The organism is Micromonospora sp. NPDC049559 (assembly GCF_040676675.1).
Lineage (GTDB): Bacteria > Actinomycetota > Actinomycetes > Mycobacteriales > Micromonosporaceae > JBFAPK01.
On record NZ_JBFAPK010000001.1, the window covers coordinates 483,098 to 507,294 of the forward strand.

At 73.2% G+C, this 24,197-nt stretch carries 22 protein-coding genes; 7 read left to right on the forward strand and 15 right to left on the reverse strand.

All coding sequences use genetic code 11. The features are described 5' to 3' along the window. Positions 1 to 43 precede the first annotated feature (43 nt). The gene (locus AB0J86_RS02160; protein ID WP_363851065.1) at positions 44 to 670 is read left to right on the forward strand and encodes a hypothetical protein; all 627 of its coding nucleotides are present in this window, start codon (positions 44 to 46) and stop codon (positions 668 to 670) included. On the opposite strand, the gene AB0J86_RS02165 is transcribed toward AB0J86_RS02160, so the two are convergent. The 3 genes from AB0J86_RS02165 to AB0J86_RS02175 form a co-directional block, all read right to left on the reverse strand. Further along, a complete protein-coding gene (locus AB0J86_RS02165; RefSeq protein WP_363851068.1) occupies positions 638 to 1,051 on the reverse strand; it encodes a hypothetical protein in 414 nt (137 codons plus the stop codon). The two genes, AB0J86_RS02160 and AB0J86_RS02165, sit on opposite strands and share 33 nt — an antisense overlap. Before the next feature lie 360 nt (positions 1,052 to 1,411). Then, entirely contained in the window at positions 1,412 to 1,633 is a 222-nt protein-coding gene (locus AB0J86_RS02170) for a DUF397 domain-containing protein (protein ID WP_363851619.1), read from the reverse strand. After that, the gene (locus AB0J86_RS02175; protein WP_363851071.1) at positions 1,603 to 2,484 is read right to left on the reverse strand and encodes a helix-turn-helix transcriptional regulator; all 882 of its coding nucleotides are present in this window, start codon (positions 2,482 to 2,484) and stop codon (positions 1,603 to 1,605) included. Before AB0J86_RS02175 ends, AB0J86_RS02170 begins: the two co-directional genes overlap by 31 nt. Before the next feature lie 466 nt (positions 2,485 to 2,950). Between AB0J86_RS02175 and AB0J86_RS02180 the strand changes: the two genes are divergently transcribed. Beyond that, complete coding sequence (locus AB0J86_RS02180; RefSeq protein ID WP_363851074.1) at positions 2,951 to 3,250, forward strand: hypothetical protein; 300 nt, start codon at positions 2,951 to 2,953, stop codon at positions 3,248 to 3,250. Between the two features lie 33 nt (positions 3,251 to 3,283). Here the strand turns inward: AB0J86_RS02180 and AB0J86_RS02185 are convergent, their stop codons facing one another. Beyond that, positions 3,284 to 3,994 (reverse strand): PASTA domain-containing protein, encoded by a 711-nt coding sequence (locus AB0J86_RS02185; RefSeq protein ID WP_363851077.1) that lies wholly within the window; start codon positions 3,992 to 3,994, stop codon positions 3,284 to 3,286. A 184-nt stretch (positions 3,995 to 4,178) separates the two neighbouring features. Continuing rightward, positions 4,179 to 4,853 carry a PASTA domain-containing protein gene (locus AB0J86_RS02190; protein ID WP_363851080.1) on the reverse strand — a complete coding sequence of 225 codons (675 nt, stop codon included), beginning with the start codon at positions 4,851 to 4,853 and terminating at the stop codon, positions 4,179 to 4,181. Between the two features lie 269 nt (positions 4,854 to 5,122). Here AB0J86_RS02190 and AB0J86_RS02195 point away from each other — a divergent pair, with 269 nt between their 5' ends. Then, positions 5,123 to 6,511, forward strand: a complete 1,389-nt coding sequence (locus AB0J86_RS02195; RefSeq protein ID WP_363851083.1) for a hypothetical protein — start codon at positions 5,123 to 5,125, stop codon at positions 6,509 to 6,511. 84 nt (positions 6,512 to 6,595) lie between these two features. On the opposite strand, the gene AB0J86_RS02200 is transcribed toward AB0J86_RS02195, so the two are convergent. Both AB0J86_RS02200 and AB0J86_RS02205 read right to left on the reverse strand, forming a co-directional pair. Further along, complete coding sequence (locus tag AB0J86_RS02200; protein WP_363851086.1) at positions 6,596 to 8,074, reverse strand: glutamate-cysteine ligase family protein; 1,479 nt, start codon at positions 8,072 to 8,074, stop codon at positions 6,596 to 6,598. 286 nt (positions 8,075 to 8,360) lie between these two features. Further along, positions 8,361 to 8,942, reverse strand: a complete 582-nt coding sequence (locus AB0J86_RS02205; RefSeq protein ID WP_363851089.1) for a YceI family protein — start codon at positions 8,940 to 8,942, stop codon at positions 8,361 to 8,363. Positions 8,943 to 9,040: 98 nt separating this feature from the next. Between AB0J86_RS02205 and AB0J86_RS02210 the strand changes: the two genes are divergently transcribed. Beyond that, a complete protein-coding gene (locus AB0J86_RS02210) occupies positions 9,041 to 9,529 on the forward strand; it encodes a MarR family transcriptional regulator (RefSeq protein ID WP_363851092.1) in 489 nt (162 codons plus the stop codon). Positions 9,530 to 9,824: 295 nt separating this feature from the next. Here AB0J86_RS02210 and AB0J86_RS02215 read toward each other — a convergent pair whose 3' ends face one another. Next, on the reverse strand, positions 9,825 to 12,404 hold the full coding sequence (locus AB0J86_RS02215; RefSeq protein ID WP_363851095.1) for a helix-turn-helix domain-containing protein: 2,580 nt from the start codon (positions 12,402 to 12,404) through the stop codon (positions 9,825 to 9,827). Positions 12,405 to 12,877: 473 nt separating this feature from the next. Between AB0J86_RS02215 and AB0J86_RS02220 the strand changes: the two genes are divergently transcribed. Then, positions 12,878 to 14,446 (forward strand): helix-turn-helix transcriptional regulator, encoded by a 1,569-nt coding sequence (locus AB0J86_RS02220; protein WP_363851098.1) that lies wholly within the window; start codon positions 12,878 to 12,880, stop codon positions 14,444 to 14,446. A gap of 63 nt (positions 14,447 to 14,509) precedes the next feature. Here AB0J86_RS02220 and AB0J86_RS02225 read toward each other — a convergent pair whose 3' ends face one another. The 3 genes from AB0J86_RS02225 to AB0J86_RS02235 form a co-directional block, all read right to left on the reverse strand. Further along, a complete protein-coding gene (locus AB0J86_RS02225) occupies positions 14,510 to 15,658 on the reverse strand; it encodes an acyl-CoA dehydrogenase family protein (RefSeq protein ID WP_363851101.1) in 1,149 nt (382 codons plus the stop codon). Positions 15,659 to 15,826: 168 nt separating this feature from the next. Continuing rightward, positions 15,827 to 17,359: an acyl-CoA carboxylase subunit beta gene (locus AB0J86_RS02230; RefSeq protein ID WP_363851104.1), complete on the reverse strand. Its 1,533-nt coding sequence runs from the start codon at positions 17,357 to 17,359 to the stop codon at positions 15,827 to 15,829. Between the two features lie 35 nt (positions 17,360 to 17,394). Continuing rightward, positions 17,395 to 18,357 carry a hypothetical protein gene (locus AB0J86_RS02235; protein WP_363851106.1) on the reverse strand — a complete coding sequence of 321 codons (963 nt, stop codon included), beginning with the start codon at positions 18,355 to 18,357 and terminating at the stop codon, positions 17,395 to 17,397. 153 nt (positions 18,358 to 18,510) lie between these two features. Between AB0J86_RS02235 and AB0J86_RS02240 the strand changes: the two genes are divergently transcribed. Together AB0J86_RS02240 and AB0J86_RS02245 are read left to right on the forward strand one after the other, a co-directional pair. Continuing rightward, positions 18,511 to 19,653, forward strand: a complete 1,143-nt coding sequence (locus tag AB0J86_RS02240; RefSeq protein WP_363851109.1) for a histidine kinase — start codon at positions 18,511 to 18,513, stop codon at positions 19,651 to 19,653. Continuing rightward, complete coding sequence (locus tag AB0J86_RS02245; RefSeq protein WP_363851112.1) at positions 19,650 to 20,300, forward strand: response regulator transcription factor; 651 nt, start codon at positions 19,650 to 19,652, stop codon at positions 20,298 to 20,300. The genes AB0J86_RS02240 and AB0J86_RS02245 overlap by 4 nt, the downstream gene beginning before the upstream one ends. Positions 20,301 to 20,359: 59 nt before the next feature. Here AB0J86_RS02245 and AB0J86_RS02250 read toward each other — a convergent pair whose 3' ends face one another. The 4 genes from AB0J86_RS02250 to AB0J86_RS02265 all read right to left on the reverse strand — a co-directional run bounded on the left by AB0J86_RS02250 (position 20,360) and on the right by AB0J86_RS02265 (position 24,076). Then, the gene (locus AB0J86_RS02250) at positions 20,360 to 20,866 is read right to left on the reverse strand and encodes a hypothetical protein (protein WP_363851115.1); all 507 of its coding nucleotides are present in this window, start codon (positions 20,864 to 20,866) and stop codon (positions 20,360 to 20,362) included. A 164-nt stretch (positions 20,867 to 21,030) separates the two neighbouring features. Next, entirely contained in the window at positions 21,031 to 21,936 is a 906-nt protein-coding gene (locus tag AB0J86_RS02255) for a hydroxymethylglutaryl-CoA lyase (RefSeq protein WP_363851622.1), read from the reverse strand. Between the two features lie 137 nt (positions 21,937 to 22,073). After that, positions 22,074 to 23,411: a biotin carboxylase N-terminal domain-containing protein gene (locus AB0J86_RS02260; protein WP_363851118.1), complete on the reverse strand. Its 1,338-nt coding sequence runs from the start codon at positions 23,409 to 23,411 to the stop codon at positions 22,074 to 22,076. A 53-nt stretch (positions 23,412 to 23,464) separates the two neighbouring features. Next, on the reverse strand, positions 23,465 to 24,076 hold the full coding sequence (locus AB0J86_RS02265; RefSeq protein WP_363851121.1) for a TetR/AcrR family transcriptional regulator: 612 nt from the start codon (positions 24,074 to 24,076) through the stop codon (positions 23,465 to 23,467). Between the last annotated feature and the right edge of the window lie 121 nt (positions 24,077 to 24,197).

Consider the following 24,197-nt stretch of genomic DNA (forward strand, 5'->3'; position numbering starts at 1 on the left):
CCCTACGGGTGACCGATCCGGGTAGCAGGGGGGCCGGACCCGGATGTCCGTGGGCGGCTTCGGGACGAGGCTCTACGGCATGGACCTCGACCTCGCCGTACCGCTCGCCGCCGCCGGCATCTGGCTGGCGGCCGGGGCCGTCGCCGAAGGGCTGCCACAACCGCGTACCGCCCCGTCGCTGCGGCGCCGGACCGGATGGCTGCTCGGCCTCACCGGGCTCGGGATCGCCGCGCTGGTGCTGCCGCGGTTCGGGGTACCGGGCCTGGCACCGGCGGACCGCGGCGGCGTCGCGACCGTCCTGCCGGTTGTCTCCGCCGCGCTGGTGCTGGCGCTGACCGTACGCCGGCTGCGGCGGCTGCGCGCCGGTGCCGCGATCCTCGCCCCGGTGCCGGCCACCCCGATGCCGCCGGCACTGCTGGCCGGCGCGGCGCACCCGATGGTCGCGGTACCGGTGCAGGTCACCGCGGTGGCGACCCTGCTCGCCGCGGCCGTCGCCGCGGACCTGGTCCCGCCGGACGCGGCGCACTCGACCGGGTTCGCCGTCACGGCCGCCGTGCTGGCGGCCATCGTCGCCGGGGTACGGCACGGCCTGCGCCACAGCCGGCTGGCCGAGTCGGCCGTGACGGTACGGCCGGGCTCAGCGCGCCCGGTGGGCGTCCTGCACGTATAGCAGTTCGAGGATCGACCGGGCCGCCTCGAACCAGCGGTCGAGCCACTCGGGCGCCGGCAGCGTGCCCTTCGGGGGCAGTTCCAGCAGCAACCCGCGCAGCAGCGGGTGGTCGGCCAGCGACTCCGGCGCCGGGTCGGACCAGTTGGACGACGGGAAGACCGGCTCGGAGAGGCCGCTCAGCTCCAGCACCGGCAGCGACGACGCCGACGCCTGCGTGTCCACGAGCTCCAGTCCGGGCGTACCGGTGTCGCGCGGGCCGAGCACGTCGGTGGACGTGTTCTCGTCGGCCAGTGGTGTGTTGCGGCGGGCACCGCGGTATTTGCCGCCGAACCGTTCCGGCTTGCCCGATCCGTTGCCCAGGTTTTCCGACTCAATCGTCATCCTCGCCTGCCTCGCTCCATGTGGGAACCCTTGCGACTGCGAACCCTGCGACCGCGAAACCCTGCGACTGCGAACCCTGGACGGGTTGGCGGGCCTTCGCGCGCCGCCTGGTACAACGACGCGGACGAGAACTAGCGACGCTACCATCCGACCATTCACGGGACGTATCCGGGAGCGTACGTAACGTTGCGAGAGGTTATTGACGCGACGACCCGGCCGACTTCTCACCGGTCGGGCCGGTCGAAGCCGCACCGGGGTGGTCCGCGACTGCCGGGCGGACGGGAATTAGGAAAGTGCGGGCACCTGCCGGCCGCTGGCCGGCGGATGACCGCACTCGCTTGGTGATCTGGCCGTCCGACCTCAGTTCAGGTCGAACTCGCCGTCCTTCGCGCCGCCGACGAAGGCGTTCCATTCGCCGGGCGTGAAGATGAGCGCCGGTCCGGTCGGATTCTTCGAATCACGAACGGCGATCGCCCCGGGAACGAAGGCGACCTCGACGCAGTTGTCGCAGTTGGGCCCGCTACGCGAGCTCTTGTACCAGGCCGCCCGGGTCAGGTCGACGCGGAACCCCTTTGTCTCCAGTTCCACATTGGCTCCTCTGTCAGCTTCGCGATCAGAGCGACGGACTCCTCCGGGCGCATGGCCGCTGCTCGGATGTGGTCGAAGATGAATATGTACTTCTGCAGTTCTTCACTCTTTTCCAGGAAGAGCCCACCCGTGGCGTTTTCGGCATACACCACGTCCGGATCGCCCGGCTCCGGAAATTCGAGGATCGAGAACGTGCCGTCCATCCCGGCATGTGCCCCCACCTCGAACGGCAGGATCTGAATGGTCACGTTCGGCAGGTCGGCCGCCTCCACGAGCCGCGCCAACTGCGCGCGCATGACGGCGTCGCCACCCACCGGCCGACTCACTACCGCCTCATCGAGCACCACCCACAAATCGATCGGATCGTCTTGGCTCAATAACGACTGACGACCCAACCGGACACGGACCCGCTGCTCCACCTCTTCGTCGCTGATGTCCGGCCGGGCGGCACGGATCATCGCCTTCGCGTACTCCTCCGTCTGCAACAGGCCCGGTACGACCTGCTGTTCGTACGCGCGCACCGAGCCGGCCGCCGCCTCCAGGCCGACGTACGCGCCGGTGAGCACCGTGCTGTACGGGTGCCACCAGCCCTTCTGCCGCGCCTCGCGGGCGATCTGCACCAGCTCGTCGCTCTCGGTCCCGACCACGCCGTAGATCCGGAGCATGTCGCGCACGTCGCGCGGCGTGGCCGAGGTGTGTCCGGTCTCGATTCGTGAAATCTTGGAGGCGGAACACTCCAGTTGCTCCGCGACCATCTCGATGGTGATACCGGCCGCCTCCCGTTGCCGGCGGAGTTCCGCACCCAGCCGGCGGCGGCGAATGGTCGGGCTCCGGCGCTCGGTCACCGGGTCACCTCCGGTCGATCGCGCGTCGTGTCGGCACCCGCCGCGGGCGCGACCGTCGGAACGGCGGGTGATTGTTCGCGGCGGTCCGGTCCCGGTCAGCCGGCCGCGACGGCGAGACCGGCGTCAAGTCTGCCGCGCTGCCGAGCGGGACTTCAAGCGGCCATCGGACTCATGCAAGCAAACGTCGAGGTGCAACTTGCATTGATCATGTTCTTGATGCAGTCTGTCCCTGTGGCCGTTACGCTGCGTTCCGGTCTGGACTACGGAGGAGCACCCCTCCCGAGGTCTGGGCCGCGCCGACGGCACGCTCCATGACGTACCCCATCGCGCTCCACCACCGGCCCAGCCCGCCGGCTGGCACCACGGGTCCGGCTCGACCAGCCGGTACCCGGACAGCACACGGACCCACCGCCTCGACCGTAAGCCCCCGCCGGACCCGCCGCCGGCCCTTCGGACAGGAGTCGATGTGTTGCCCCGCTCCGGTGATGTCCTGCACCTGACCAGCGCGGCGAGCGTGCAGTTCGCCAACCCGATCCTCTTCCGGGTGATCCGGGTGCACGACTGGCCCACCTACCACGGCTGGATCTGGCTCGACGGGTACGAGTTGAACGCCCAGGGCGACGCGGTCGAGCGGCGCTCGATCTTCGTACAGCTCGCCGGGCTGCGCCAGGTACGCCCCAACTTCGACGCGCGCGCGAGGGCGGCTCGACCGGCGCGTCCGGTACGCCGCCCGACCCCCGCCCAGCGACCCGTCCGGGTCGGCTGAGCCGGCGGGGCGGTCGCAGCGCGACGGCGTCGCTCAGCCGAACGGCGCCGGCCAGGCGAACGGCGTCGGCGGCTGCGACGCGCTGCCGTTGTCGCCCGGCGAACCGCTCGGCTCCTCGGCGATCACCAGCGTGACGAGGTCACCCGGGCGGAGCAGGGTGCCGGCTTTCGGCTCGGTGTCGACGACCGCACCCGGTTGCTGCGGCGCGGCCCGGAACCGGAGCCGGTAGGTGAGCCCGAGCTCGTCGAGCAGTTCGCGGGCGGCGACCTCGTGCAGCCCGACCAGCGGCGGCATCGGCACGGCGGCGGCGCCCGTCGGAAGGGTGCTCGGTAGCCCGGCGCTCGGGGTCGTGCCGGCCGGCGGCTCCGGACGGGGCGCCTCGCTGCTCGGCCCGGTCGCGGTCAGGGCCGGCGCCGGCCCGGTCCGGCGCGACTCGGCGACCGCCCAGAGGGCGATGCTCAGCAGTCCGAAGAGCAGCGCCACGGTACCGACCAGGATCGGCAGCCACCAGGGCCGGTACTGCCGCTGCTCGGGGCCGGTCTCCCAGTCCGGTACCGGTGCGGCGTAGCGGACCTCGGGCGCCTCGCGCCGGGGCACCTCCGCCCGCCCCAGCCACGTCGTCGGCCGTCCGCTCGCCGGGACGGCGCCCGGCTCGGCGACGCCGGCGGTACCGGACTCGACTCCGCCACGCTCGACCCCACCCTGCTCCGGACCGGTCTCCGGCTCCCTGCGGCTGTCGGACATGGCACGCCCTCCCGTACCGAGGTGGACGGCGACGCCCACGTCCGTCCAACGTATCCGCCCTGCCGGTCCGCCGTGGCGGGATCAGCACGGATCGGCGTCAGATCGGTACGTTCGGTATCCGGATGGCCGGGTGGGTCGCGTGCGGAGGGTTCCGCGCGGTGGTCGTACCGAGGTCGTGACCCGGTCAGGGTGTCGGCGAACCGGGCGTGCCGCAGTAGACCCTGACCTGGTCGTTCCAGCGCGCCTCGGCCTTGGCCTCCGGCTCCTGCCGGATCACCTCACCGCGCTGGCCGGTCGGGTACCTCGGTGAGAGCCCTTCGTCGTCCAGTTCGTCCTTGGCCTCGTCGCAGTCCTTTCCGACCAGGTCCGGCACGGCCACCACCGGGGCCGCGCCGACGACCCTGATCTGCACGGTGATCCCGGCGCTCACCGGCGTGTTCGGAGCGGGGTCGGTGCTGAGCACGGTGCGGTCCTGCCCCGCGACCCCGAAGACCACGTGCGTACCGAGCTTGCGGTCGCGCAACTCCTCCCGGGCGTCCTCGAAGTCCTTCCCGACCAGGTTCGGGAGCAGGAACTGACCCGACTGGAGCCTCGGCGTGGTCTTCGTCGGCGCCGGGGGCGTGGTACGGGTGCCCTTCGTCGTCGCGACGGTGGACGGCGACAGCACCGGACCGCCGGTCTCCAGCGCGTTCGGGGACGTCCCGTTCTGCGACTCCGCGATCAGCCAGCCGCCGATGGCACCGATGGTGGCGAGCAGGACCACGCCGACGAGGGCTCCCGCCACCAGCGCCGTCCGGCTCGGACCCGACGGCGAGGTCCCCGCCGGAGGGGTCCCCCAGCCCGTGTGCTCGTCCGTCATGCGACCACCGCCTCACTCCCGGCGACCGTACCGCCCGCCGATACATGTGACCCGCCTCCGGCGGGTGCCGAGCGGAACGCGGACCCGGGAGCCCGGGAGGCACGCGTCCGGGCACCATCATGCGGTCCGGGTCCGACGGCCCGTCAGCCGGGCGCCCGCTTCCCGCCCAGCCGGCGGCGGCGAGGCCCGGCAGGTGCCGGTCGGGCCCGGTCGGTACGCCGCTTCTTCGCCGCTCGCCCCGCGGGCTGGCGACCGCTACGCTGCCCGGCATGGCCGTACGAGGCTGGGGAGGATCGGTCGCGACCGCGATCGGCGTTGCCGCTGGCGCCGGTGCCGCGCAGCTCGGGCTCGGGTACGGGCTCGGCATCATCGCGTGGATGCCGTCCACCGCCGGCCGGGGCGACGTGGCCTGGGTCGCCAGCCTGGCGTGGGCCGCCTGGATCGGCGCGACGTCGACGGTCGCCGGCGCGGTCTGCGCCCAGCGGCTGGTTCGGCCGAACGCACCGGCGCAGCCGACCGGCGGCGCGACCGTCCCGCCCGGCGCCGCCCCGCTCCTCGTCGCCAGCCTGCGCCGGCTGACCGTCGCGATCGCCGCCGCGTTCGGCGGTCTGGTCACGGTCGTGCTGGTGGCGGTACCGGCCCGGGGCGCGATCCCCGGCCAGGCCGCCTCGCCGCAGACCATCGCCGCCGGGTACGCGGTGATCGGCGTGATCGTCGGACTGCTGGTGGCGCTCTGGGCGCTCGCCTCCCCGGCGGTGGCCCGCAACGTCGTCGCGACGGTGGGGTGGCTCTGGCTGCTCGCGGTCGCCGCCGTGATCGACGGCGTGATCTCCGGCCGGGGCGTGGCCGGTGCCCAGCTCGGGGTCTGGCAGCTCACCCCGAACGACGACCGGTTCTGGTTCCGGGACTACTTCTACTGGCCGGGCGCGGCGCTCTCGCTCGGGTCGGCCCTGGTGATCGGGGCGCTGACGGCGCGCGCGGCGGCCCGGGTACCGGCCGCCCGGGTCGGCACGGCGGTCTCCGGGGTGGCCGGTCCACTGCTGGTGGCGGTCGCCTACTTCCTGGCCGCGCCGCAGCTCGTCGGCATCCGGGCCGAGCAGATGTCGGCGCACCTGATGGCGCCCTACGCGGTCGTCGCCGGGTTGGCCGGTTCCGCGCTGGTGACCGCGCTCGCCCAGCGGGCCGAGCTGGTCGCCGCGCTCGCCCCCGCCGCCGACCCGGCCGGGACGGGCCGGTCGGACGCGCTCGCTACCGGCGGCCCGGACGCACTCGGCACCGGCGGGTCGGTCGGCGACGCGACCCGGACCGGCGGGCCGGACGGCGACGGGCTCGGGAAGGGAGCGCCGCTGGCGCTGCCGGCCGGCCGGCCGAAGCGGGCCACGAATGCGGTACCGGCGGCGCGCCGACCGGCCGGTACCTCCGCCGACCGACCGGGGAAGGCCCCGGACGGAGGGCCCGCCGGGACGCCGGACGAGCCGGCCGGCGACGTCGCGGACCCCGGCGCGTCAGCGCCGGGCGGCCCGGACGCCAGCACCGCCAGCGGCTCCGGGGCGAACGGCGGTGAGACGAGCGGCGGCGGTGCCGCGCCGGCCGACGGCGGTGCCGCGCCGGAGCGGCCGAAGGGGCGAGTGGGCCGACTCGGCCGGCGCGGGCGCTGACCCCGTCCCGGCGGCACGGCCCGGACGGAGGACCGCCACCCCTACGGCTCCCCGATCCGGCCCTGCCGGCCCTCGACCCCGGGTCTACTCGACCGGCCAGGTGTGCACGGGCTCGTTGGTCGCCTGTAGCTCCCGGTAGCGCTGCACCATGTGGTGCAGCGCCGCACCGCGGTCCATTCCCCGGCCCCGTTCGGCGGCCCAGACCGTCTCCGTCTGCCAGACCGACCCGTTGCGTCCGGTACGACAGCGCTCCTCGATGACGCCGAGCAGCCGGTCGCGGTGCGTCGGGCTGACCCCGAACCGGTCCAGCCCGCGCGCCGCCCGGGGCAGCAGGACGTCGAGCACGAGGTCGGTGACGCGTACCTCGCCGAGGTCGGGCCAGCTGACGGTGGCCTCGATGCCCCGGCGGGCGGCGGCGTGGAAGTTCTCCTCGGCGGCGCTGAAGCTCAGCTGGCTCCAGATCGGTCGGTCGGCCTCCGCCAGGTCCCGGGCGAGCCCGAAGTAGAAGGCCGCGTTGGCCAGCATGTCGATCACCGTTGGTCCGGCCGGCAGCACGCGGTTCTCTACCCGCAGGTGGGGACGGCCGTTCATGATGTCGTAGACCGGCCGGTTCCACCGGTAGACGGTGCCGTTGTGCAGCCGCAGCTCGGCGAGTTGGGGTACGCCGCCGTTGTGCAGGACCTCGACCGGGTCCTCGTCCTCGCAGATCGGCAGCAGCGGCGGGAAGTACCGGACGTTCTCCTCGAAGAGGTCGAAGATCGAGGTGATCCAGCGCTCACCGAACCAGACGCGGGGGCGTACCCCCTGGGCCTTGAGCTCGTCCGGCCGCGTGTCGGTGGCCTGTTCGAAGAGGGCGACCCGGGTCTCGGCCCAGAGCTGGCGTCCGTAGAGGTACGGCGAGTTGGCGCCGAGCGCGACCTGCACGCCGGCGATGGCCTGGGAGGCGTTCCAGTAGTTGGCGAAGCTGTCCGGGGCGACCTGGAGGTGGAACTGCACGCTGGTGCAGGCGGCCTCGGGGGCGATGGAGTCGGTGTGGGTCTGCAACCGCTCGACCCCGCGGATGTCCAGCTCGATGTCCTCGCCCCGGGCCCCGACGATCTGCTCGTTGAGGACGCGGTACCGGCTGTTCGTGGAGAGGTTGTCGAGGATCAGGTGCCGGGGCGTGAGGGTCGGCAGGATCCCGATGAGGATGATCCGCGCGTCCGACTTGGCCGCCCGGTCCTCCGCCCGGCCGAGGCTGGCCGTCAGGTCGTGCTCGTAGTCGGCGAAGCCGGTCCCCTCGATGAGTCGGGGGCGGGCGTTGAGTTCGAGGTTGAACTGACCGAGCTCGGTCTGGAACGTCGGGTCCGCGATGTCGGCGAGGACCTCGGCGTTGCGCATGGACGGTTCCGCGGCGGGGTCGATCAGGTTGAGTTCGATCTCCAGTCCGGTCATCGGCCGGTCGGCGTCGAACCCGAAGTCGTCCAGCATCAACGCGAAGACGTCCAGGCACCTCCGCACCTTGTGCCGGTACCGCACCCGATCCTCGCGGGTGAACGCATCCCGGGAGACATCCTGGCCCATGTGATCCTCCGGGCATAGCCGCTTACGGGCACAGCCGGACTCCCCAGGCATCCAACTGCGCGTGGAACTTCCACGGTAGGAGCGCCGACCACGCGCCGACCAGGGACGAATAGACCCCTGCCACGCCCTGGATGGGCAGAGATCAGCTCTCGGTCCACCATTTCACACTCCGGTCACGGCCCGGCGACGGGGCCCTCACCGAGTGACACCGGACGCTAACGCACACGAAACACCCCGGCGACCGGGCTGGGGTCGTCGGGGTGTTCGCGGGTCGCGTCCGGAGGCGTCAGGCCTGGCGTACGGCCTCGCCCTCGATCTCGATCTTCACCTTCTTGCCGACCAGCACGCCGCCGCTCTCCAGCGCCACGTTCCAGGTCAGGCCGAACTCCTCGCGCTCGATCTCCGTGCTGGCCGAGAAACCGAAGATGTCCTGGCCGTACGGGCTGCGCCCGACGCCCTCGAACTCGACCTCCAGCTCGACCGGCCGGGTGACGTCGCGGATGGTGAGCTCACCGACGAGGACGAACTCGTTGCCGCTGTGGGACTTCACGCCGGTGCTGCGGAACTCCAGCGTCGGGAACTTCTCCGCGTCGAGGAAGTCACCGCTGCGCAGGTGGTTGTCGCGGTCCGCCTGGCCGGTGTTGATGCTGGCGGCCTGGATGGTGGCGGTGACCGAGGACTGCAACGGGTCCTCGCCGACCGTGATGGTCGCCGTCGCCTCGGCGAACTCGCCGCGCACCTTGGAGACCATCATGTGGCGGGCGACGAAGCCGACCCGCTTGTGGTTCTGGTCCAGCTCGTAGGTGCCGGCCGTCGGGATCGTCAGGCCGCTCCACGTACGGGTGTTCTCGGCGGTGCTGCTGGTCATGGTCCTAGCCTTCCCAGATGGTTGATGGGGCCAACGGCTGCGTCAGCAACTATAAGAGTCTCAGTATTCCCCTTGTCAAGTATTGCTAGGCTGAACCGGTGTCCGACGAGTTGCTCGACGATCCCCGGCTCACCGCGGTCGGCCTGCTGGCCGAGACCTTCATCGGCCTCATGAACCGGCTCACGGCCCAACTGGAGACGCACGGGCTCTCCGGGATCGCCTTCGAGGTGCTGCTACGCCTCGCCCGCTCACCCGGCAACCGGCTCCGGATGTCCGATCTGGCGGCCCAGACGTCGCTCTCCACCAGCGGCGCGACCCGGGTGGTGGACCGGATGGAACGCGACGGCCTCGTCACCCGTACGCCCTGCCCCACCGACCGCCGCAGCTCCTACGCCGTGGTCAGCGAGGCGGGGATGGCGCTGCTGCACGAGGCGCTGCCGGGCCACCTGGAGCTGGTCGAACGGTGGTTCACCGGACAACTCGACCCCGCCGCGCTCCGCGCGCTCCTGGACGGCCTGCGGACCGTACGCGACGCCATCCACCCGGACGCGGTCGCCGGTGCCGCCGCCGAAACCGACGGAACCTGAACGGTGACCCGCCGCTGAACCCCCGCGCGGGGTTACCGACGGTTCACCGGCAGAAAGACCGGCAGAACTCATTCGCGCACTACGACAACTGGTACGGAACGGACAAGTACGGTGGCATGTCCTGGCTAGTGTTCAGCCACGGGGGGCGCCGGGGGCGTGGCGCGAGCGGATACGAGCGAGGGGGAATCCGGGGGGCTGTTCCGCTCGCGCCACACCGGCCGCCACCCGGAGCGGCCCATCGGCCCATTCGCGGCCGTCACCCGGAGCCGCCCCGTTGGAAGCCGCCCGTGGAGAGTCACCGGTCGAGAGCCGCCGCGATGAGCTTGCGCTCCCGAGGTAGCAGGGTGATCCCACCCTCCCGGCAGACCTGGGTCAGCCGGTCCTGGGCGACCGACCGGGCCCGCGGATCCTCCGTACTCGCCACGAGCCCCACCAGCGACTCCGCCACGTCCCGCAGGTCGCGGCTGCCCGCGTACGCCTCGGCCGCGGCCGCGTACCACTCCGCGGCCCAGTCCCGGTCGCCACGGCGCAGCGCCAGCGTCGCCTCGATCAACGCGCAGATGCCCGCGTCCCGCTCGGCCGGCCCGGTCGCCCCGCCGGGCCCCTGACCGCGCGCCGCGGCCGGGCCGGTACCGTCCCCGGGCTCGGTCCGCGAGCGCAGCTCGTCCAGCACCGCGCCGGCCTCGTCGAACCGTCCCTGCTCGGCCAGGGCCAGCCCGATCGTGCCGAGCACCCGCCGGTGGTGTCCCGGATCGCCGAGATCCCGCAGGGCGGAGAGCACCCGCCGACCCTGCTCCACCGCGTCCGCGTACCGGCCGTCCAGCCGGGCCAGCTCGGCGAGGTTGGCCCGCGCCAGCACCCGCAGCCGCTCCTCGCCGCACTGCGCGCTCAGCCGGTCCACCGCCGCCAGCCGCCGCCGGGCCGCCCGCAGGTCGCCCACGCGGATGTCGTGCCAGGTCAGATTGTTCTGGGCCACCGCCATGTCGCGGACCCGTCCGGTCCGCTCGGCCAGGGCGAGCACGGCCTCGCCGTGCCGGCGCGCCTCGTCGTGCCCGCCGAGCGCCACCCAGAGACCGCAGAGCACGCTGCGCGCGGCCAACTCGCCGGCGACGTCCTCGACCCGCTGGAACGTCGTGAGCGCCGCCTGCGCGGCCGGCAGCTCCTCCGGCCCGGCGGAGTGCTCCTGGGCCAGCTGCGCCACGCCCACCTGCGCCCAGGCCCGCCGCACCGGGTCGGCGTCGGCGGTACGGGGATCGTCCAGCAGCCGACGCAGCCACTGCCGGCCCGCCACGTCCCGGCCCCGGAAGCGCCACCACCGGGGCAGGCTCGCGGCCAGCCGCAGCGCGGTGTGCGGGTCGTCCGTGGCCGCGTGCGCCAGCGCCGCCCAGAGGTCGCTGGAGACATCGTCCAGCCGGCGTACCGCCGCGGCCAGATTCGCGCCGACCAGTTCCTGCGCCGCCGACTCCGCCAACCGGGCGAAGAGCACGGCGTGCCGGCGGCGGATCTCGGTCAGCTCCGCGTTGACCGCCGCGCGTTCCGAGGCGAAGTCCCGTACCACGTCGAGCAGGCGGAACCGGAACGGACCGGTCCCGCGCGAACTCAGCAGCCCCAGCGCCAGGAGCCGGTCCAGCAGCGGTACCGCGTCGACGCTCTTCTCCACCTCGCCGGAGCGCTCGCGTTCGTCGGTCAGCATCCCCTCGGCCAGCTCCACCGACCAGCGGTTGCGGAAGGCCGAGAGGCGCCGCAGCGCGGCCCGCTCGCCCGGGTCCAGCAGGCGGTAACTGGCCGCCACGGCGTCCCGCAGGCTCACCCCCACCGCCTGCCGGGTCGCCGGCGGTCCGGCCAGGTCGAGCAGCCGGTCCCCGTACCGGTCGATGATCTCGTTCAGGTCGAGGATCCGCCCCCGGGCCGCGGCCAGCTCGATCGCGAGCGGCAGGCCGCCGAGCCGCCGAACCAGTCCGACGAGCGCGCCGACCTCGTCGGGGCGCGGCGGTTCCCGGCGGACCTGGCGCAGCCGGGCCAGGAAGAGCGCCACCGCCGGATAGCCGGCGACCGTGCCCAGATCGCCGGGTGGCCCGGCGGGCGGCACCTCCAGCGGCGTCACCGGCCAGACCCGTTCGCCGGGCAGGCCGACCGGGTGGCGTCCCATGGCGAGCACGCGCAGCGTCGGCGCGGCCCGCGCCAGCTGCTGCAACGCCTCGGCGACCGCGTTGGGCGAGCGTTCGACCGCGTCGACCAGGAGCAGGGCCGGTGCCGCGGCGAGCCGCCCGGCCAGGTCCGCCGGTCGGCCGACGGTGAAGACGGTGGCGACGGCCGAGAGCACGTCGCTGGTGGTGGAGAGCTCCGAGATCACGATGCCGGCGGCGCCGCCGGGGAACTGCTCGACCACCCGGTGGGCGACCGCCAGGCCGAGGGCCGACTTGCCGACCCCGGCCAGCCCCACGAGGCTGACGAGTGCGGGGACGGCCCCGTCCGCGCCGGTCAGCATCCCGGCCAGTTCCAACACGTCCCGGTCCCGCCCGATCAGTTCGCCCACCGGCGGCAGCGCGAGCGTCGGCGCCGCGGTCCGGGTCCCGGAGGCGGCGTCGGCCGGTACGCCGGAGACCGGCTCGTTCCCCGGCGTGCCCTGGTTGCGCGCCGCGGCGACGAAGGCCGACCGGTCGGCGCCGGTCAGTCCCAGCGCGGTGGCGATGAGCTCGACGGTGGTCCGCTGTGGCCGCATCGACCGGCCTCGTTCCAGGTCACGCACCGTGCGTACGCCGACCCCGGCCCGCGCCGCGAGATCCGCCTGGGTCAGGCCGGCCGAGCGCCGGACCCGGCGCAGCAGTTCGTCGAAGCCGGCCGGGCCCTGGTCGAGACCATGATCCGGAGTCATGGGGACGAAGACTACGCATCCCTACCGGCGCCGGGCAGGCTTCCGTCCAGGTCTTGACCGGCATCGACCGGATATCCGACAGAATCCGGCGCACGGCCCGGGCGGGCACGATTTGCGAGCCGCGCCCCCGGGACGGCCGGGCCGCCCGACGCACAGCCGGGCGCATACGGATCCCGGCCGCCGGCGGGGCGCACGGCATCCGGTGCGCGACCGGAACCATTGTCCGAACAGGACTTCGCCTCGACCGGTGCGAATGGGTCATCCATTGTGGAGCTGAACGGTTTCGCGCAGCCGCCCGTTCGATTGCTGTTCGCCGCGGTCGCCCCGACATAGCATGTGCCCGCCGATCAACCGGGTCACCACCACCCTGGTCACCCGCGCTGGTACGGCCCGAGCCGCGTCCTGTCGACCACGACGAACGGGTCCATGTTGTCGGTACAGGGCACAGGGGTCGTTAGGAGATCTGGGCTGACATGCTGATTCTGGACGACAGGACGACCGATTCCCGCGAGCGCGAGAACCTCATGCCCGGGCCGGACGAAGCGGGGAGCCCGGCCGAGTTCGTGGCGGCGTTGCGCGGACTCAAGGAATGGTCCGGGCTGACGTACCGGCAGTTGCAGCGCCGAGCCGACGAGGCCGGTGGTGTCCTGCCGCACAGCACTCTCGCGGCGGTGCTGAACCGGAGCACCATGCCGCGCGAGGAACTGGTCGCCACCTTCGTACGGGCCTGCGGCGGGGACGACGCCGCGGTCGCCACCTGGCTCGCCGTACGGCGACGGATAGCGGTCGCGGCCACCCGGTCGCGCCCCGACGGCGCCGGGCCGCCCCGCGACGAGGCATCCGGCGTACCGGGAACGGACGCGCCCGCCGCCGCCGAGCCGCCGCCCGGCGGGGCACTACCTGACGGGCCGGCGTTCGGCGAACCGGTGCTCGACGGGCCGCTACCCGCCGAACCGATGCCGCGCGGGCCGGCGCTCGGCGAACCGGCGCTCGGCGGGCCGGTGCTCGGCGGGCCGGCGCTCGGCACCGCGCCGTCGACCATCCACATCGGAGCCGAGCACCCGGGCGGGGCCGGAACGACGCCGGTCGGGACCGGTGACGCCGAGGCCGCCACCGAGGTCACGCCGACGGTCGTGCCGCCGGCCGAGACGTCGACGCCCGCCGGCGCGGCACCGACGGGCCGGGACGCCGGACCGGGGCTCGACGGCGGGACGGGGCTCGACGGCGGCCTCGGCCTCGACGACGGGGCCGGGCTCGACGGTTACGGCGGCCGCTCCGCGACCGACGACGGCGCCGGGAGCGGCCGGGAGACCGGTGCCACGGCGACCGCGGGTGCCACGGTCACGGCCGGCGGCGCCCGGCACCGCCGGCAGGTCCGGGTCGCCGGGGATGGTGGCAGCGCCCTCGTCGCCGCAACGGCACGCCAGCAACGGTGGAAATGGACCGGCATCCACCGCTACGACCCGGCCGACGAGGTGCCCCGTCCGGCGGGGTTCCGCTGGCTGATCCCGCCGATCATGTACCGCACGGGCTGGGCCGCGCGGGTCCTCTCGGGCGTACTGGTGCTGCTGCTGATCCTGCTCGGCGTGGCCCTCGCGGTACGGATGTTCCGCGGTTGGGGCGACGAGCCACGGCCGGGCATGCCGAACGATTCCGTCGTGGAGGCGACCGAGGGACCGCAGCCGTCGTCCCAGCCCACCACCCCGGCGGCGAAACGGACCGACTCCACCGCGAACGGGCCGGCGAAGCCGAGCGCCAAGCCGACCCCGTCGCCGACCCCGCCCGCCGCCGGTACGGTCGGCGGCAACGGCGGCTCGACCGGGCAGACGCCCCGTCACCGCGGCACCGGTGGCTACGACCCCGACGACGAGTACTACTACGAGGAACCGACCAGCACCTGGAGCGATCCCGCCGAGCGGGAGGCGTGCTTCCCGGACAACTACTACTGCGGCTACGACGGTCCGGAGCCGGACAACACCATCGGCTACAACACCCCCGGCTGCACCTATCCCTGCGTGGTCATCACGACCGGTCGGCCGTGAGCCCTCGGGGCCGGCACCCGGTCGGTGCCGGCCCCTGGCGGATCACCGGCGGGCGCTCCGCCGCTACAGCCCGAGATCCCGGGCGATGATCATGCGCTGCACCTCGGAGGTACCCTCACCGATCTCCAGGATCTTCGAGTCCCGCCAGAACCGGGCCACCGGGTACTCGTTCATGAAGCCGTACCCGCCGTGGATCTGGGTCGCCTCGCGGGCGTTGTCGACCGCGCTCTCGCTGGCGTAGAGCTTCGCGATCGCCGCCTGCCGCTTGAAGTCCTCGCCCGCCAGCATCCGCGCGGCGGCGTCGTAGTAGGCGAGCCGGGCCGTGTGCGCCCGCAGCTCCATGTCGGCGATTTTGAACTGGATCGCCTGGTTACGGCCGATCGGCCGGCCGAACGCCTCGCGGTCCTTGGCGTAGCGCACCGACTCGTCCACGCAGCCCTGGGCGAGTCCGACGGCGAGCGCGGCGATGGCGATCCGCCCCTCGTCGAGGATCTGGAGGAACTGCGCGTACCCGCGACCGCGCTCGCCGAGCAGGTTCTCCGCCGGTACCCGGCAGTCGTCGAAGGTCAGCTCGTGGGTGTCCGAGGCGCACCAGCCGACCTTGGAGTACGAGGGCGCGACGGTGAAGCCGGGCGTACCCGAGGGGACGATGATGGTGGAGAGCTCCTTGGAGCCGTCCTCGCGTACCCCGGTCACGGCGGTCACGGTCACCAGCGAGGTGATGTCGGTGCCGGAGTTGGTGATGAACGCCTTCGCACCGTTGATCACCCAGTGGTCGCCGTCGAGCACCGCCCGGGTGGTGGTACCGCTGGCGTCCGAGCCACAGCCCGGTTCGGTCAGCCCGAACGCGGCCAGCGCCTCGCCGGTGACCAGCTTCGGCAGCCACTCCGCCCGCTGCCGCTCGGTACCGAAGCGGTAGATCGGCATGGCGCCGAGCGAGATGGCCGCCTCCAGCGTGATGGCCACGCTCGAATCGACCCGGGCCAGCTCCTCCAGCGCCAGGCAGAGGGCGAAGTAGTCCCCGCCCATGCCGCCGAACTCCTCGGGGAAGGGGAGCCCGAACAGCCCCATCTTGCCCATCTGGCGGACGATCTCGTACGGGAAGGTGTGCTGCTTGTAGTGGTCGGCGATGACCGGAGCGACCACCTCGCGGGCGAACTCCCGCACGCTGGACCGCAGTGCCTCGTGCTCCTCGGAGAGCCGGAAGTCCATTTTTCCTCCTGTGACGCGATGGGTACGCGGGGTGGTGTCCGCGCCCCCGGCGCTCGTGGCGCCGGAAGAGCGGGTCGGTGCGGTGGGCCGGCTTGCCTGGGCGGGCCGGCTGTGTGGGGTGGGCTGGCTGCGTGGGGTGGGCTGGCGCCGGGTGCGGCGGTTCGCCGGTCAGACGGGGGTGACGCCGTGCCGGCGGCGGGAGAAGTGGCGCTCCTTTCCGCGGGCCGCGGCGAACCGGCGGATCAGGTCGGCCCGCAGTTCTCCCGGCTCGACGACGGCGTCGACCACGAGTTCGCTGGCCAGGCGCATGAGGTCGATGTCGCGCTCGTACTCCTCCCGCCGGGCGGCGACGAAGGCGGCCCGCTCGTCGGGGTCGGCGATGGCTGCGATCTTGTTGGCGTACACCGCGTTGACGGCGGCCTCGGCGCCCATCACCGCGATCTTGGCGGTGGGGAGCGCGATCGTCGCGTCGGGTTCGAAGCCGGGACCGGCCATCGCGTACAGGCCGGCACCGTACGCCTTGCGGACCACGACGCAGATCTTCGGTACCGTCGCCTCGGAGATCGCCGTGATCATCTTCGCGCCGTGCCGGATGATCCCCTGCTTCTCCACCGCCGTGCCCACCATGAACCCCGGCACGTCGGCCAGGAAGAGCAGCGGCACGTTGAACGCGTCGCAGAGCTGGACGAACCGGGCCGCCTTGTCGGCCGAGTCGACGAAGAGCACGCCGCCCTTGAACATCGAGTTGTTGGCGACCACGCCGACGACCTGGCCGTCCAGCCGGCCGAGGCCGATGGTCAGCTCCCGGGCCCAGAGCGCCTGGATCTCCAGGAACGACCCGGCGTCGAGCAGGCCCTTGACGTACCGGCGCATGTCGAACGCCTGCCGCTCGCTCGCCGGCACCAGCGCCGCGAGGTCCACGTTGGCCGGCGCCTCGGCGGCCGGCGCGGTCGGCGGCTGCCGCGTCCAGTTCGCCGGCAGGTACGACAGGTAGCGGCGGACCACGTCCAGCGCCTCGGCCTCGGTCTTGCAGAGGAAGTGGCCCACGCCGGACTCGGCGCAGTGCACCCGCGCCCCGCCCATCTCCTCCAGCGTGGTCTTCTCGCCGGTCACCATCTCGACCATCCGGTCCGAGCCGAGGTACATGCTCGCGTTGCCGTCGACCATGGCGACCACGTCGCAGAAGGCCGGGATGTAGGCGCCACCGGCCGCGCTGGGCCCGAACAGGGCGCAGACCTGCGGGATCGAGCCGGAGGCGCGTACCTGGTTCCAGAAGATCTTGCCGGCGCCGCGCCGGCCGGGGAAGAGATCGACCTGGTCGGTGATCCGGGCGCCGGCGGAGTCGACCAGGTAGACCATCGGCACGCCGGAGGCGTACGCCCGCTCGATGATCCGGATGATCTTCTCGACCGTACGGGCGCCCCAGCTGCCCGCCTTGACCGTCGAGTCGTTCGCCATCAGGCAGACCTGCCGGCCGTCGATGGTGGCGACCCCGGTGACCACCCCGTCGGCGGGCAGCCCGTCCGCGAGCGCGTTGGCGAAGAGCCCGTCCTCGACGAAGGAGCCCTCGTCGACGAGGAGCGCCACGCGTTCCCGGGCGAAGAGCTTGCCCTTGGCCGCGTTGGCGGCATGGTATTTCTCCGCGCCGCCGGCCCGGGCCCGCTTGCGCAGCTGCTCCAGCGCCTCACCGTCGAGCGTCACGCCGCCCCCTCGCCGCAGACTGACCTAAACGATCGTTAGGTTACTGCATCTCGGTGACTCCGGGCCACCCGCACCGGCGCGGCGGGCCGATCCACCGGGATACCGCGCCGCTCCCCCCTCTCCCGGGCGTCGGCTGCGCGCCCCCAGCGGGTCCTGCCCCACGGCTTGAACACAGAGAGGATGGTGGCGGCCCACAGCGCGACGGTGAACCCGCCCAGGCAGGCGGTCAGCGCGGCACCCGCGCCGCCCACCCCGGCGGCCGGATCGGCCGTACGCAGCGCCAGCTCGTCGGCCAGCGCGCTCTCGACGGTACCGGCGACCAACGGGATGCTCACCGACACCGCGAACTTGGCGATCACCCACCAGTGCCGCACCAGACCCCACTTCGTCCCGAGCGAGACCACCAGACCGGTGAGGATCGACAGGAACATCGAGGGGATCGCCGCCGCCAGGTCGACGACCCGCAACAGCTCGTACGCGCCGTGCCGGACCGGGTGGGAGTCGGTGGCCACCGCCGTCACGGCCAGCGTGGTCATGGTGAGGGCGACGCCGAGCCACCCGACGCTGAAGCCGACGTGCAGGGTCAGCCAGACCCGACGGGCCCGGGGCGACATGCGGGGAAACCGGGGCCGGCTCAACGCCAGGATCGCCACGGACAGCGGTATGCCGAGCAGCGCGACGGACACCGGGATGCTGAACACGAACTGCAGCACCGCCATCGCGAGGTGCAGAACGATGGTGATCCGCCGCCCCCGCTCCGGGCCGCCCAGCGCGGCGACCACGGACAGCACCACCGCCGCCGCGTAGCCGAGCACCGCCATGAGCCGCAGCGGCGGCACGTCGGAGCCGTTCGACAGCAGCGCGAGGTTCAGCCCGGCGAAGCCGACGAAGACCCAGCGCAGCGTCGCGAGCGCGCGGCCGCCACCCGGGTGGGCCGGCGCGGGCGCGTCGCCGACGACCGTGGTCCGGCCGGTCGGGGATCGGGTATCGGAATGCATGAACCCGACGCTAGGTACGGCCGGAGCGGCCCACATCGGCCAAGATAACTGGGCTCGGCGCTCGATGGTGGTCGGCCGGGACGGCGGGACACCACTTTCGGATGAGTCCAACGGCGGAGGCGCACCGCGCTTGGCCTGCCTAGACTTCCCGGCATGTGGCACCGCCGGCAGGGCCAGTTCGGGACCGCGCTGCTGGCCGCGACCTGCGTACTGGCCGGGGTCTGGGACGGTCTCCAGTCCGGTCTGTTCGACGGTTCTCCGATCGTCGACCGGCCGGCGCCGTTGGCCGTCGACGCGGCGCTCGGCGTGGTCGCCGGCCTGGCCGTGGTGGTCCGGCGGCGCCGGCCCCTGCCGCTGTACGGTGCCGCCCTGCTCTCCTGGGGCGTCACGGGCGCGTACCCGGCCCTGTTGATCGCGCAGTTCGCGATCGGCGCCCACCTGCGCTCGGCGCGGCTGCAGATCGTGCTCACCGCGGTCATGCTGGCCGCCGTCTCCGGTCCACTGTGGGTCGTGAGCGGCGGAGACGGGGCGGTACCGGTCAGCTTCGCGCTCTGCGTGGTACCCGTGCTGGTCGGCCTGTACCTGACCTCCCGCCGCGAGGTGATGACCAACCTGGAGGATCGGGCCCGCCGCAACGAACGCGAGGAACTGCTCCGGATCGAGCAGGCCCGGGCCGAGGAGCGTGCCCAGATCGCCCGGGACATGCACGACGTGGTCACCCACCGGGTGTCGCTGATGGTGCTGCACGCCACCGCGCTCGAATCGGCGCGGGGAAAGGACGCCGCCGCCATCGCGGCCCAGATCCAGGGCATCGGACGGGCCGCGCTGGACGAACTCCGTACGCTGGTCGGGGTGCTGCGCGACGGTGCCGCCGCCCCGCTGCGACCGCAACCCGGGCTCGCCGACCTCGACGAGCTGGTCGCCTCCTCCCGGGCGCTCGGCCTGGCCGTCGAACTCCACGTCGAGGACGGGTTACGGGCGCCGGCCCTGGTCGAGCACGCCGTCTACCGGGTGGTGCAGGAGGCCTTGACGAACGTGCACAAGCACGCCCACGACGCCCGGACCGTGGTCACCGTCCGCCCGATCACGGACGGCCTCCGGGTGGTCGTCCGGGACAGCGGCGGCGGCCGCGCCACTCCGGCCATGGCGAGCGGCGGCGGGCACGGACTGCTCGGCATCGGCGAACGGGTACGGCTCGTCGGTGGCACCCTGCGCACCACCCGGCTGCCCGGCGGCGGTTTCGAGGTGTGCGCCGAACTGCCGGCGACCTACCCGGCCGAGGAGCCGGCACGGTGATCCGGCTCCTGATCGTGGACGACGAGTGGATGGTCCGCGCGATGCTGCGCACGATCATGGCCGCCTACCCCGACATCGAGGTGGTCGGGGAGGCCGGGGACGGGGACGAGGCCCTGAGGCAGGCCCGGACGCTCCGTCCGGACGTGGTGCTCATGGACATCCGGATGCCGCGCCGCGACGGTCTGGCCGCCACGGCGGCCCTGGCCCGGTTCGCGGCGCCGCCCAAGGTCGTCGTGCTCACCACGTTCGACCTCGACGAGTACGTCCGGACGGCGCTCCGGCACGGCGCGGTGGGCTTCCTGCTCAAGGACGCCGCCGCCGACCAGATGGCCGCCGCCGTGCGAAGTGCGGCGGCCGGGGACGCCATGCTCTCCCCGCAGGTCACCCGTAGGCTGCTGCACCGGTTCGCCGAACCGGCCGGACCGCAGCGCGCCGACGCCGTACGGCGGCTCGCCGTCCTCACCGGCAAGGAGCGGGAGGTTCTCGCGGCGCTCGGCGAGGGGCTGACCAACAGCGAGATCGGCCGGCGGCTGCACCTCAGCGAGGCGACCGTGAAGAGCCACGTCAGCCGGCTGCTCGCCAAGCTGCAACTGACGAACCGGGTGCAGGCGGCGATCCTGGCCCACCACGCCGGCCTGGTCGACTGACCGGCCACGAACCGGTCGCGGGGCGACGGCCGGGGCGCCGCCTGCCGTACCCGCCCCGGTCAGAAGGTGTCGACGTCGAAGCGGCTCGCCCGAGCGCTCACCGGCCCCGTGCCGGTCACGTTGCCCTCGATGTCGAGCCCGCGGTACGTGCCCCGGCTGACCAGGGTGTCGCCGTACACCCGGGCGTGGTGCAGGGCCCGGACCTCGCCGTTGTAGCGCTGCGGCAGGCCGTGCAGGTCGTGCGGCAGGACCTGCCACAGCGTGAAGCTCACCCGGTCCTTCCCGGTCGCCCTCCACCGCCCGGTGGCGATGTGGATCCCCTGGGCGAAGGAGAGGAAGAAACCGCCGGGCAGGAAGGTGAAGAGCGCCACCTCCTCCTCGTGCGGCAGCGTCACCACGCCGCGCCAGGTCCCCACGACCCCACCACCGGGCCTCCGGTCGCCCGCCGGGGCGCCCTCGGCCGCACCGGCGACGCCCACCGCCGCCGCGGTCGCCGCCGCGCTCAGGGCGACGGTCGTTCCGGCGGCCCCTCGGAGGAACCGCCTCCGGTCAACCTCACCGATCATGATGTCCTCGCAGGTCACTCGTCGTGATTGGTGGCGAGGACGACCGTATGACGAGCCGGCGGGACGGCACATCGGCCGATGGAGGTCGGTCGGGCCCGGCAGCCGCGACCTTCGACTGATCCGTCAGCTCACCCGACGGCCGGCCGGACGCCCGCTCGGATGGATCAGTCCCGCGCCAGCCGGGTACGCGGGCCGGCCCGGAGCACTCCGGACGGGAGCTGCCGACCGACCAGCTCCTCGGCCAGCCGCGCGGCCTCCAGCAGGGCGGTCAGGTCGATGCCGGTGTCGATGCCCATGTCGTGCAGCATGTGCACCACCTCCTCGGTGGCCACGTTGCCGCTCGCCCCGGGCGCGTACGGGCAGCCGCCCAGGCCGCCGACGCTCGCGTCGAACTCGGTGACCCCCAGCTCCAGCGCGGTGAGCAGGTTCGCCAGCGCGGTACCCCGGGTGTTGTGGAAGTGCAGCAGCACCGGAATGTCGGGCTGGGCGGCGCGGACCGCGGTCAGCAGTTCGCGTACCCGGCGGGGCGTGGCCATCCCGGTGGTGTCGCCGAACGCCACCCGGTCCGCCCCGTCGGCGACCACCCGATCCACGATGCGCGCCACCCGGCCGGGGTCGACGTCCCCCTCGTACGGGCAGCCGAAGCTGGTCGCGACGATCACCTCGGCGCTGGCGCCGGCCGCGTGCAGCAGGGCGATCAGCCCGGCGATGTCGTCCAGCGACTCCTCGGTCGAGCGGTTGACGTTGCGCCGGTTGTGCGTGTCGCTCGCCGAGACCACCACCTCGACCTCGGTGAACCCGGCCGCCAGGGCCCGCTGGGCGCCGCGCGAGTTCGGTACCAGCGCGGAGTAGCGCACGCCCGGTGCCCGGGTCGCCCGCTGCCAGACCTCGTCCGCGTCGGCCATCTGCGGGATCGCCTTCGGGTGCACGAAGGAGACCGCCTCGACGCGCCGTACGCCGGTCGCCGAGAGCGCGTCGAGCAGCCTCACCTTCGCGTCGGCCGGTACCGGGTCCTCGTTCTGGAGCCCGTCCCGGGGACCGACCTCGCGGATCGACACGAATGCCGGCATTGCTGTCATTTGTCACCTCACTGTGACGTCATCGGTCCCGCCATTGTCGCTCGCCGCGCCGGGGACTCGCCGTTCCCGGATAGCCGAAGGGCCCCCGCCGTCGGCCGGAGCGCGACGGCGGGGGCCCTTCTCGGCGTTCAGCGCATGCGCGAGACGATCCCCGTGTCGTAGTCGCCCGCGACGAACTCGGCGTTCTCCAACAGCTCCGCGAAGAACGGCAGGTTGCACTTCGGACCGGTGATCTCGAATCCGGCCACCGCCGCCCGGGCGCGGGCGATGGCCTCCGCCCGGTCGGCGCCGTAGACGACGAGCTTCGCCATGAGCGAGTCGTAGAAGGGCGTGACCGTGGTGCCGGCGGCGTACCCACTGTCGACGCGGACACCCTCACCCTGCGGCTCCACCCAGGTCTTGACCGCCCCCGGACCCGGCAGAAACCGCTTCGGGTCCTCGGCGTTCACGCGCAGCTCGATGGCGTGCCCGCGCGGCGTCAGGGCGTCCGGGTCGAAGTTCGGGGCCAGGCCGGACGCGACCCGCAGCTGCTCCTCGACCAGGTCGAGGCCGTACACCAGCTCGGTGACCGGGTGCTCGACCTGGAGCCGGGTGTTCATCTCCAGGAAGAAGAACTCGTTCGTGGTCGGGTCCAGGAGGCACTCGACCGTACCGGCGTTGCGGTAGCCGACCGCCTCTCCGGCGCGTACCGCCGCGGCCAGGAACCGCTCGCGCAGCTCCGGCGAGACGGCCGGCGACGGCGACTCCTCGACCAGCTTCTGGTTGCGGCGCTGCACCGAGCACTCCCGCTCGCCGAGGGCGACGACCCGACCGTCGGCGAGACCGAGGATCTGCACCTCGACGTGGCGTACCCGGGGGAAGTAGCGCTCGATCAGCACGGCGCCGTCGCCGAACATCCGCTCGGCGAACCCGCGCACCTTCTCGTACTCGGTGCGCAGAACGTCCTCGTCGGCGGCGACGGCCATGCCCATCCCGCCGCCGCCCGCGGCGGCCTTCACCATCACCGGGTAGCCGATCTCGGCGGCGGCGGCCAGCGCGGCCGTGACGTCGGCGGCCGGGTCGGTGGTGCCGGGCGCGACCGGCACGCCCGCCGCCGCCATCAGGTTCCGCGCGTTGATCTTGTCACCCATCGCGGAGATCGCGTCGGCGCCGGGTCCGACCCAGATCAGGCCGCTGGCCTCGACGGTACGGGCGAACTCGGCGTTCTCGGACAGGAAACCGTAGCCGGGGTGGATCGCCTGCGCGCCGGTCGACTTCGCCGCGGCGAGGATCGCCTCGGTGTTGCGGTAGCTCTGCGCGGGGTTCGCCGGGCCGATGCAGACCGCCTCGTCGGCCTCCTTGACGAACGGCAGGTCGGCGTCCGCCTCCGAGTAGACCGCGATGGCGCGTACTCCGAGCCGCCGAGCGGTACGGATGATCCGGCGGGCGATCTCGCCCCGGTTCGCGACGAGCAGCGACTCGATCATTCTTGCCTCTCCTGAGGGGGATCTCTCCCGAGGGGATACGGGGTTGTGGTGTGTCAGGCGTCCGGGTCCACCAGCAGCGCGGCGAGCGTCGCCGCCCGCAGCAGCGCGGCCCGGCGGTGCCGGTCCACCTCGCCACCCAGGAACGGGGTGGAGTTCATCAGGCCGAACGCGGCGTGCGCCAACACCCGCGCCTCGGCCGCCGAGACCCCGGGGTGCAGCGCGGTCAGCGTCGACACCCACTCCTCGACGTAGAGCCGCTGCAACCGGCGGATCTGCCGGCGCGGCTCCTCGGGCAGCCGGTCCAGCTCGTGCAGGTGCAGCGCGATGACCGCCGGGTTGGCCAGGGCGAAGTCGAGGTGGAAGTCGATCAGCGACTCCAGCGTGGCCCGGGCGTCGCCCGGATGCTCGGCGACCCGCTGCCGGCCCCCGTCCAGCAGCCCCTGGCTCACCGGGATCAGGGCGGCGACGAGCATCGCCTCCTTGCCCGCGAAATGGTGGTAAAGCGCCGGACCGGTGACGCCCGCCGCCGCGCCGATGTCGTCCATCGATACGCCGTGGTAGCCGCGCGCGGCGAAGAGCCCCACCGCGATCTCCAGGATCTCGTCCCGGCGCGACCGCCGTCGCGACCCGGCCGGTGCCACCGTTCCGCTAGCCGAATCTGTCACCTGCTGATCCACCGTCACGCGGTCAGCCTAGTCAGCCTCCGCCGATCAGCCACCGGTGACGTACGTCGCTCGCTCGCCCCGCCGCCGGGATTCCGGCCCGGCGGCGGCACCCCGGCCCGCC

Excerpts from the sequence above, each read along its gene's own strand:
- AB0J86_RS02205 (WP_363851089.1), bottom strand. The coding sequence starts at position 8,942 with ATGACCAGCAGCACCGCCGAGAACACCCGTACGTGGAGCGGCCTGACG.
- AB0J86_RS02215 (WP_363851095.1), bottom strand. The coding sequence starts at position 12,404 with ATGACTCCGGATCATGGTCTCGACCAGGGCCCGGCCGGCTTCGACGAA.
- AB0J86_RS02200 (WP_363851086.1), bottom strand. The coding sequence starts at position 8,074 with ATGGGCCAGGATGTCTCCCGGGATGCGTTCACCCGCGAGGATCGGGTG.
- AB0J86_RS02250 (WP_363851115.1), bottom strand. The coding sequence starts at position 20,866 with ATGATCGGTGAGGTTGACCGGAGGCGGTTCCTCCGAGGGGCCGCCGGA.
- AB0J86_RS02235 (WP_363851106.1), bottom strand. The coding sequence starts at position 18,357 with ATGCATTCCGATACCCGATCCCCGACCGGCCGGACCACGGTCGTCGGC.
- AB0J86_RS02165 (WP_363851068.1), bottom strand. The coding sequence starts at position 1,051 with ATGACGATTGAGTCGGAAAACCTGGGCAACGGATCGGGCAAGCCGGAA.
- AB0J86_RS02220 (WP_363851098.1), top strand. The coding sequence starts at position 12,878 with ATGCTGATTCTGGACGACAGGACGACCGATTCCCGCGAGCGCGAGAAC.
- AB0J86_RS02225 (WP_363851101.1), bottom strand. The coding sequence starts at position 15,658 with ATGGACTTCCGGCTCTCCGAGGAGCACGAGGCACTGCGGTCCAGCGTG.
- AB0J86_RS02260 (WP_363851118.1), bottom strand. The coding sequence starts at position 23,411 with ATGATCGAGTCGCTGCTCGTCGCGAACCGGGGCGAGATCGCCCGCCGG.
- AB0J86_RS02195 (WP_363851083.1), top strand. The coding sequence starts at position 5,123 with ATGGCCGTACGAGGCTGGGGAGGATCGGTCGCGACCGCGATCGGCGTT.
- AB0J86_RS02160 (WP_363851065.1), top strand. The coding sequence starts at position 44 with ATGTCCGTGGGCGGCTTCGGGACGAGGCTCTACGGCATGGACCTCGAC.
- AB0J86_RS02185 (WP_363851077.1), bottom strand. The coding sequence starts at position 3,994 with ATGTCCGACAGCCGCAGGGAGCCGGAGACCGGTCCGGAGCAGGGTGGG.
- AB0J86_RS02190 (WP_363851080.1), bottom strand. The coding sequence starts at position 4,853 with ATGACGGACGAGCACACGGGCTGGGGGACCCCTCCGGCGGGGACCTCG.
- AB0J86_RS02240 (WP_363851109.1), top strand. The coding sequence starts at position 18,511 with ATGTGGCACCGCCGGCAGGGCCAGTTCGGGACCGCGCTGCTGGCCGCG.
- AB0J86_RS02255 (WP_363851622.1), bottom strand. The coding sequence starts at position 21,936 with ATGCCGGCATTCGTGTCGATCCGCGAGGTCGGTCCCCGGGACGGGCTC.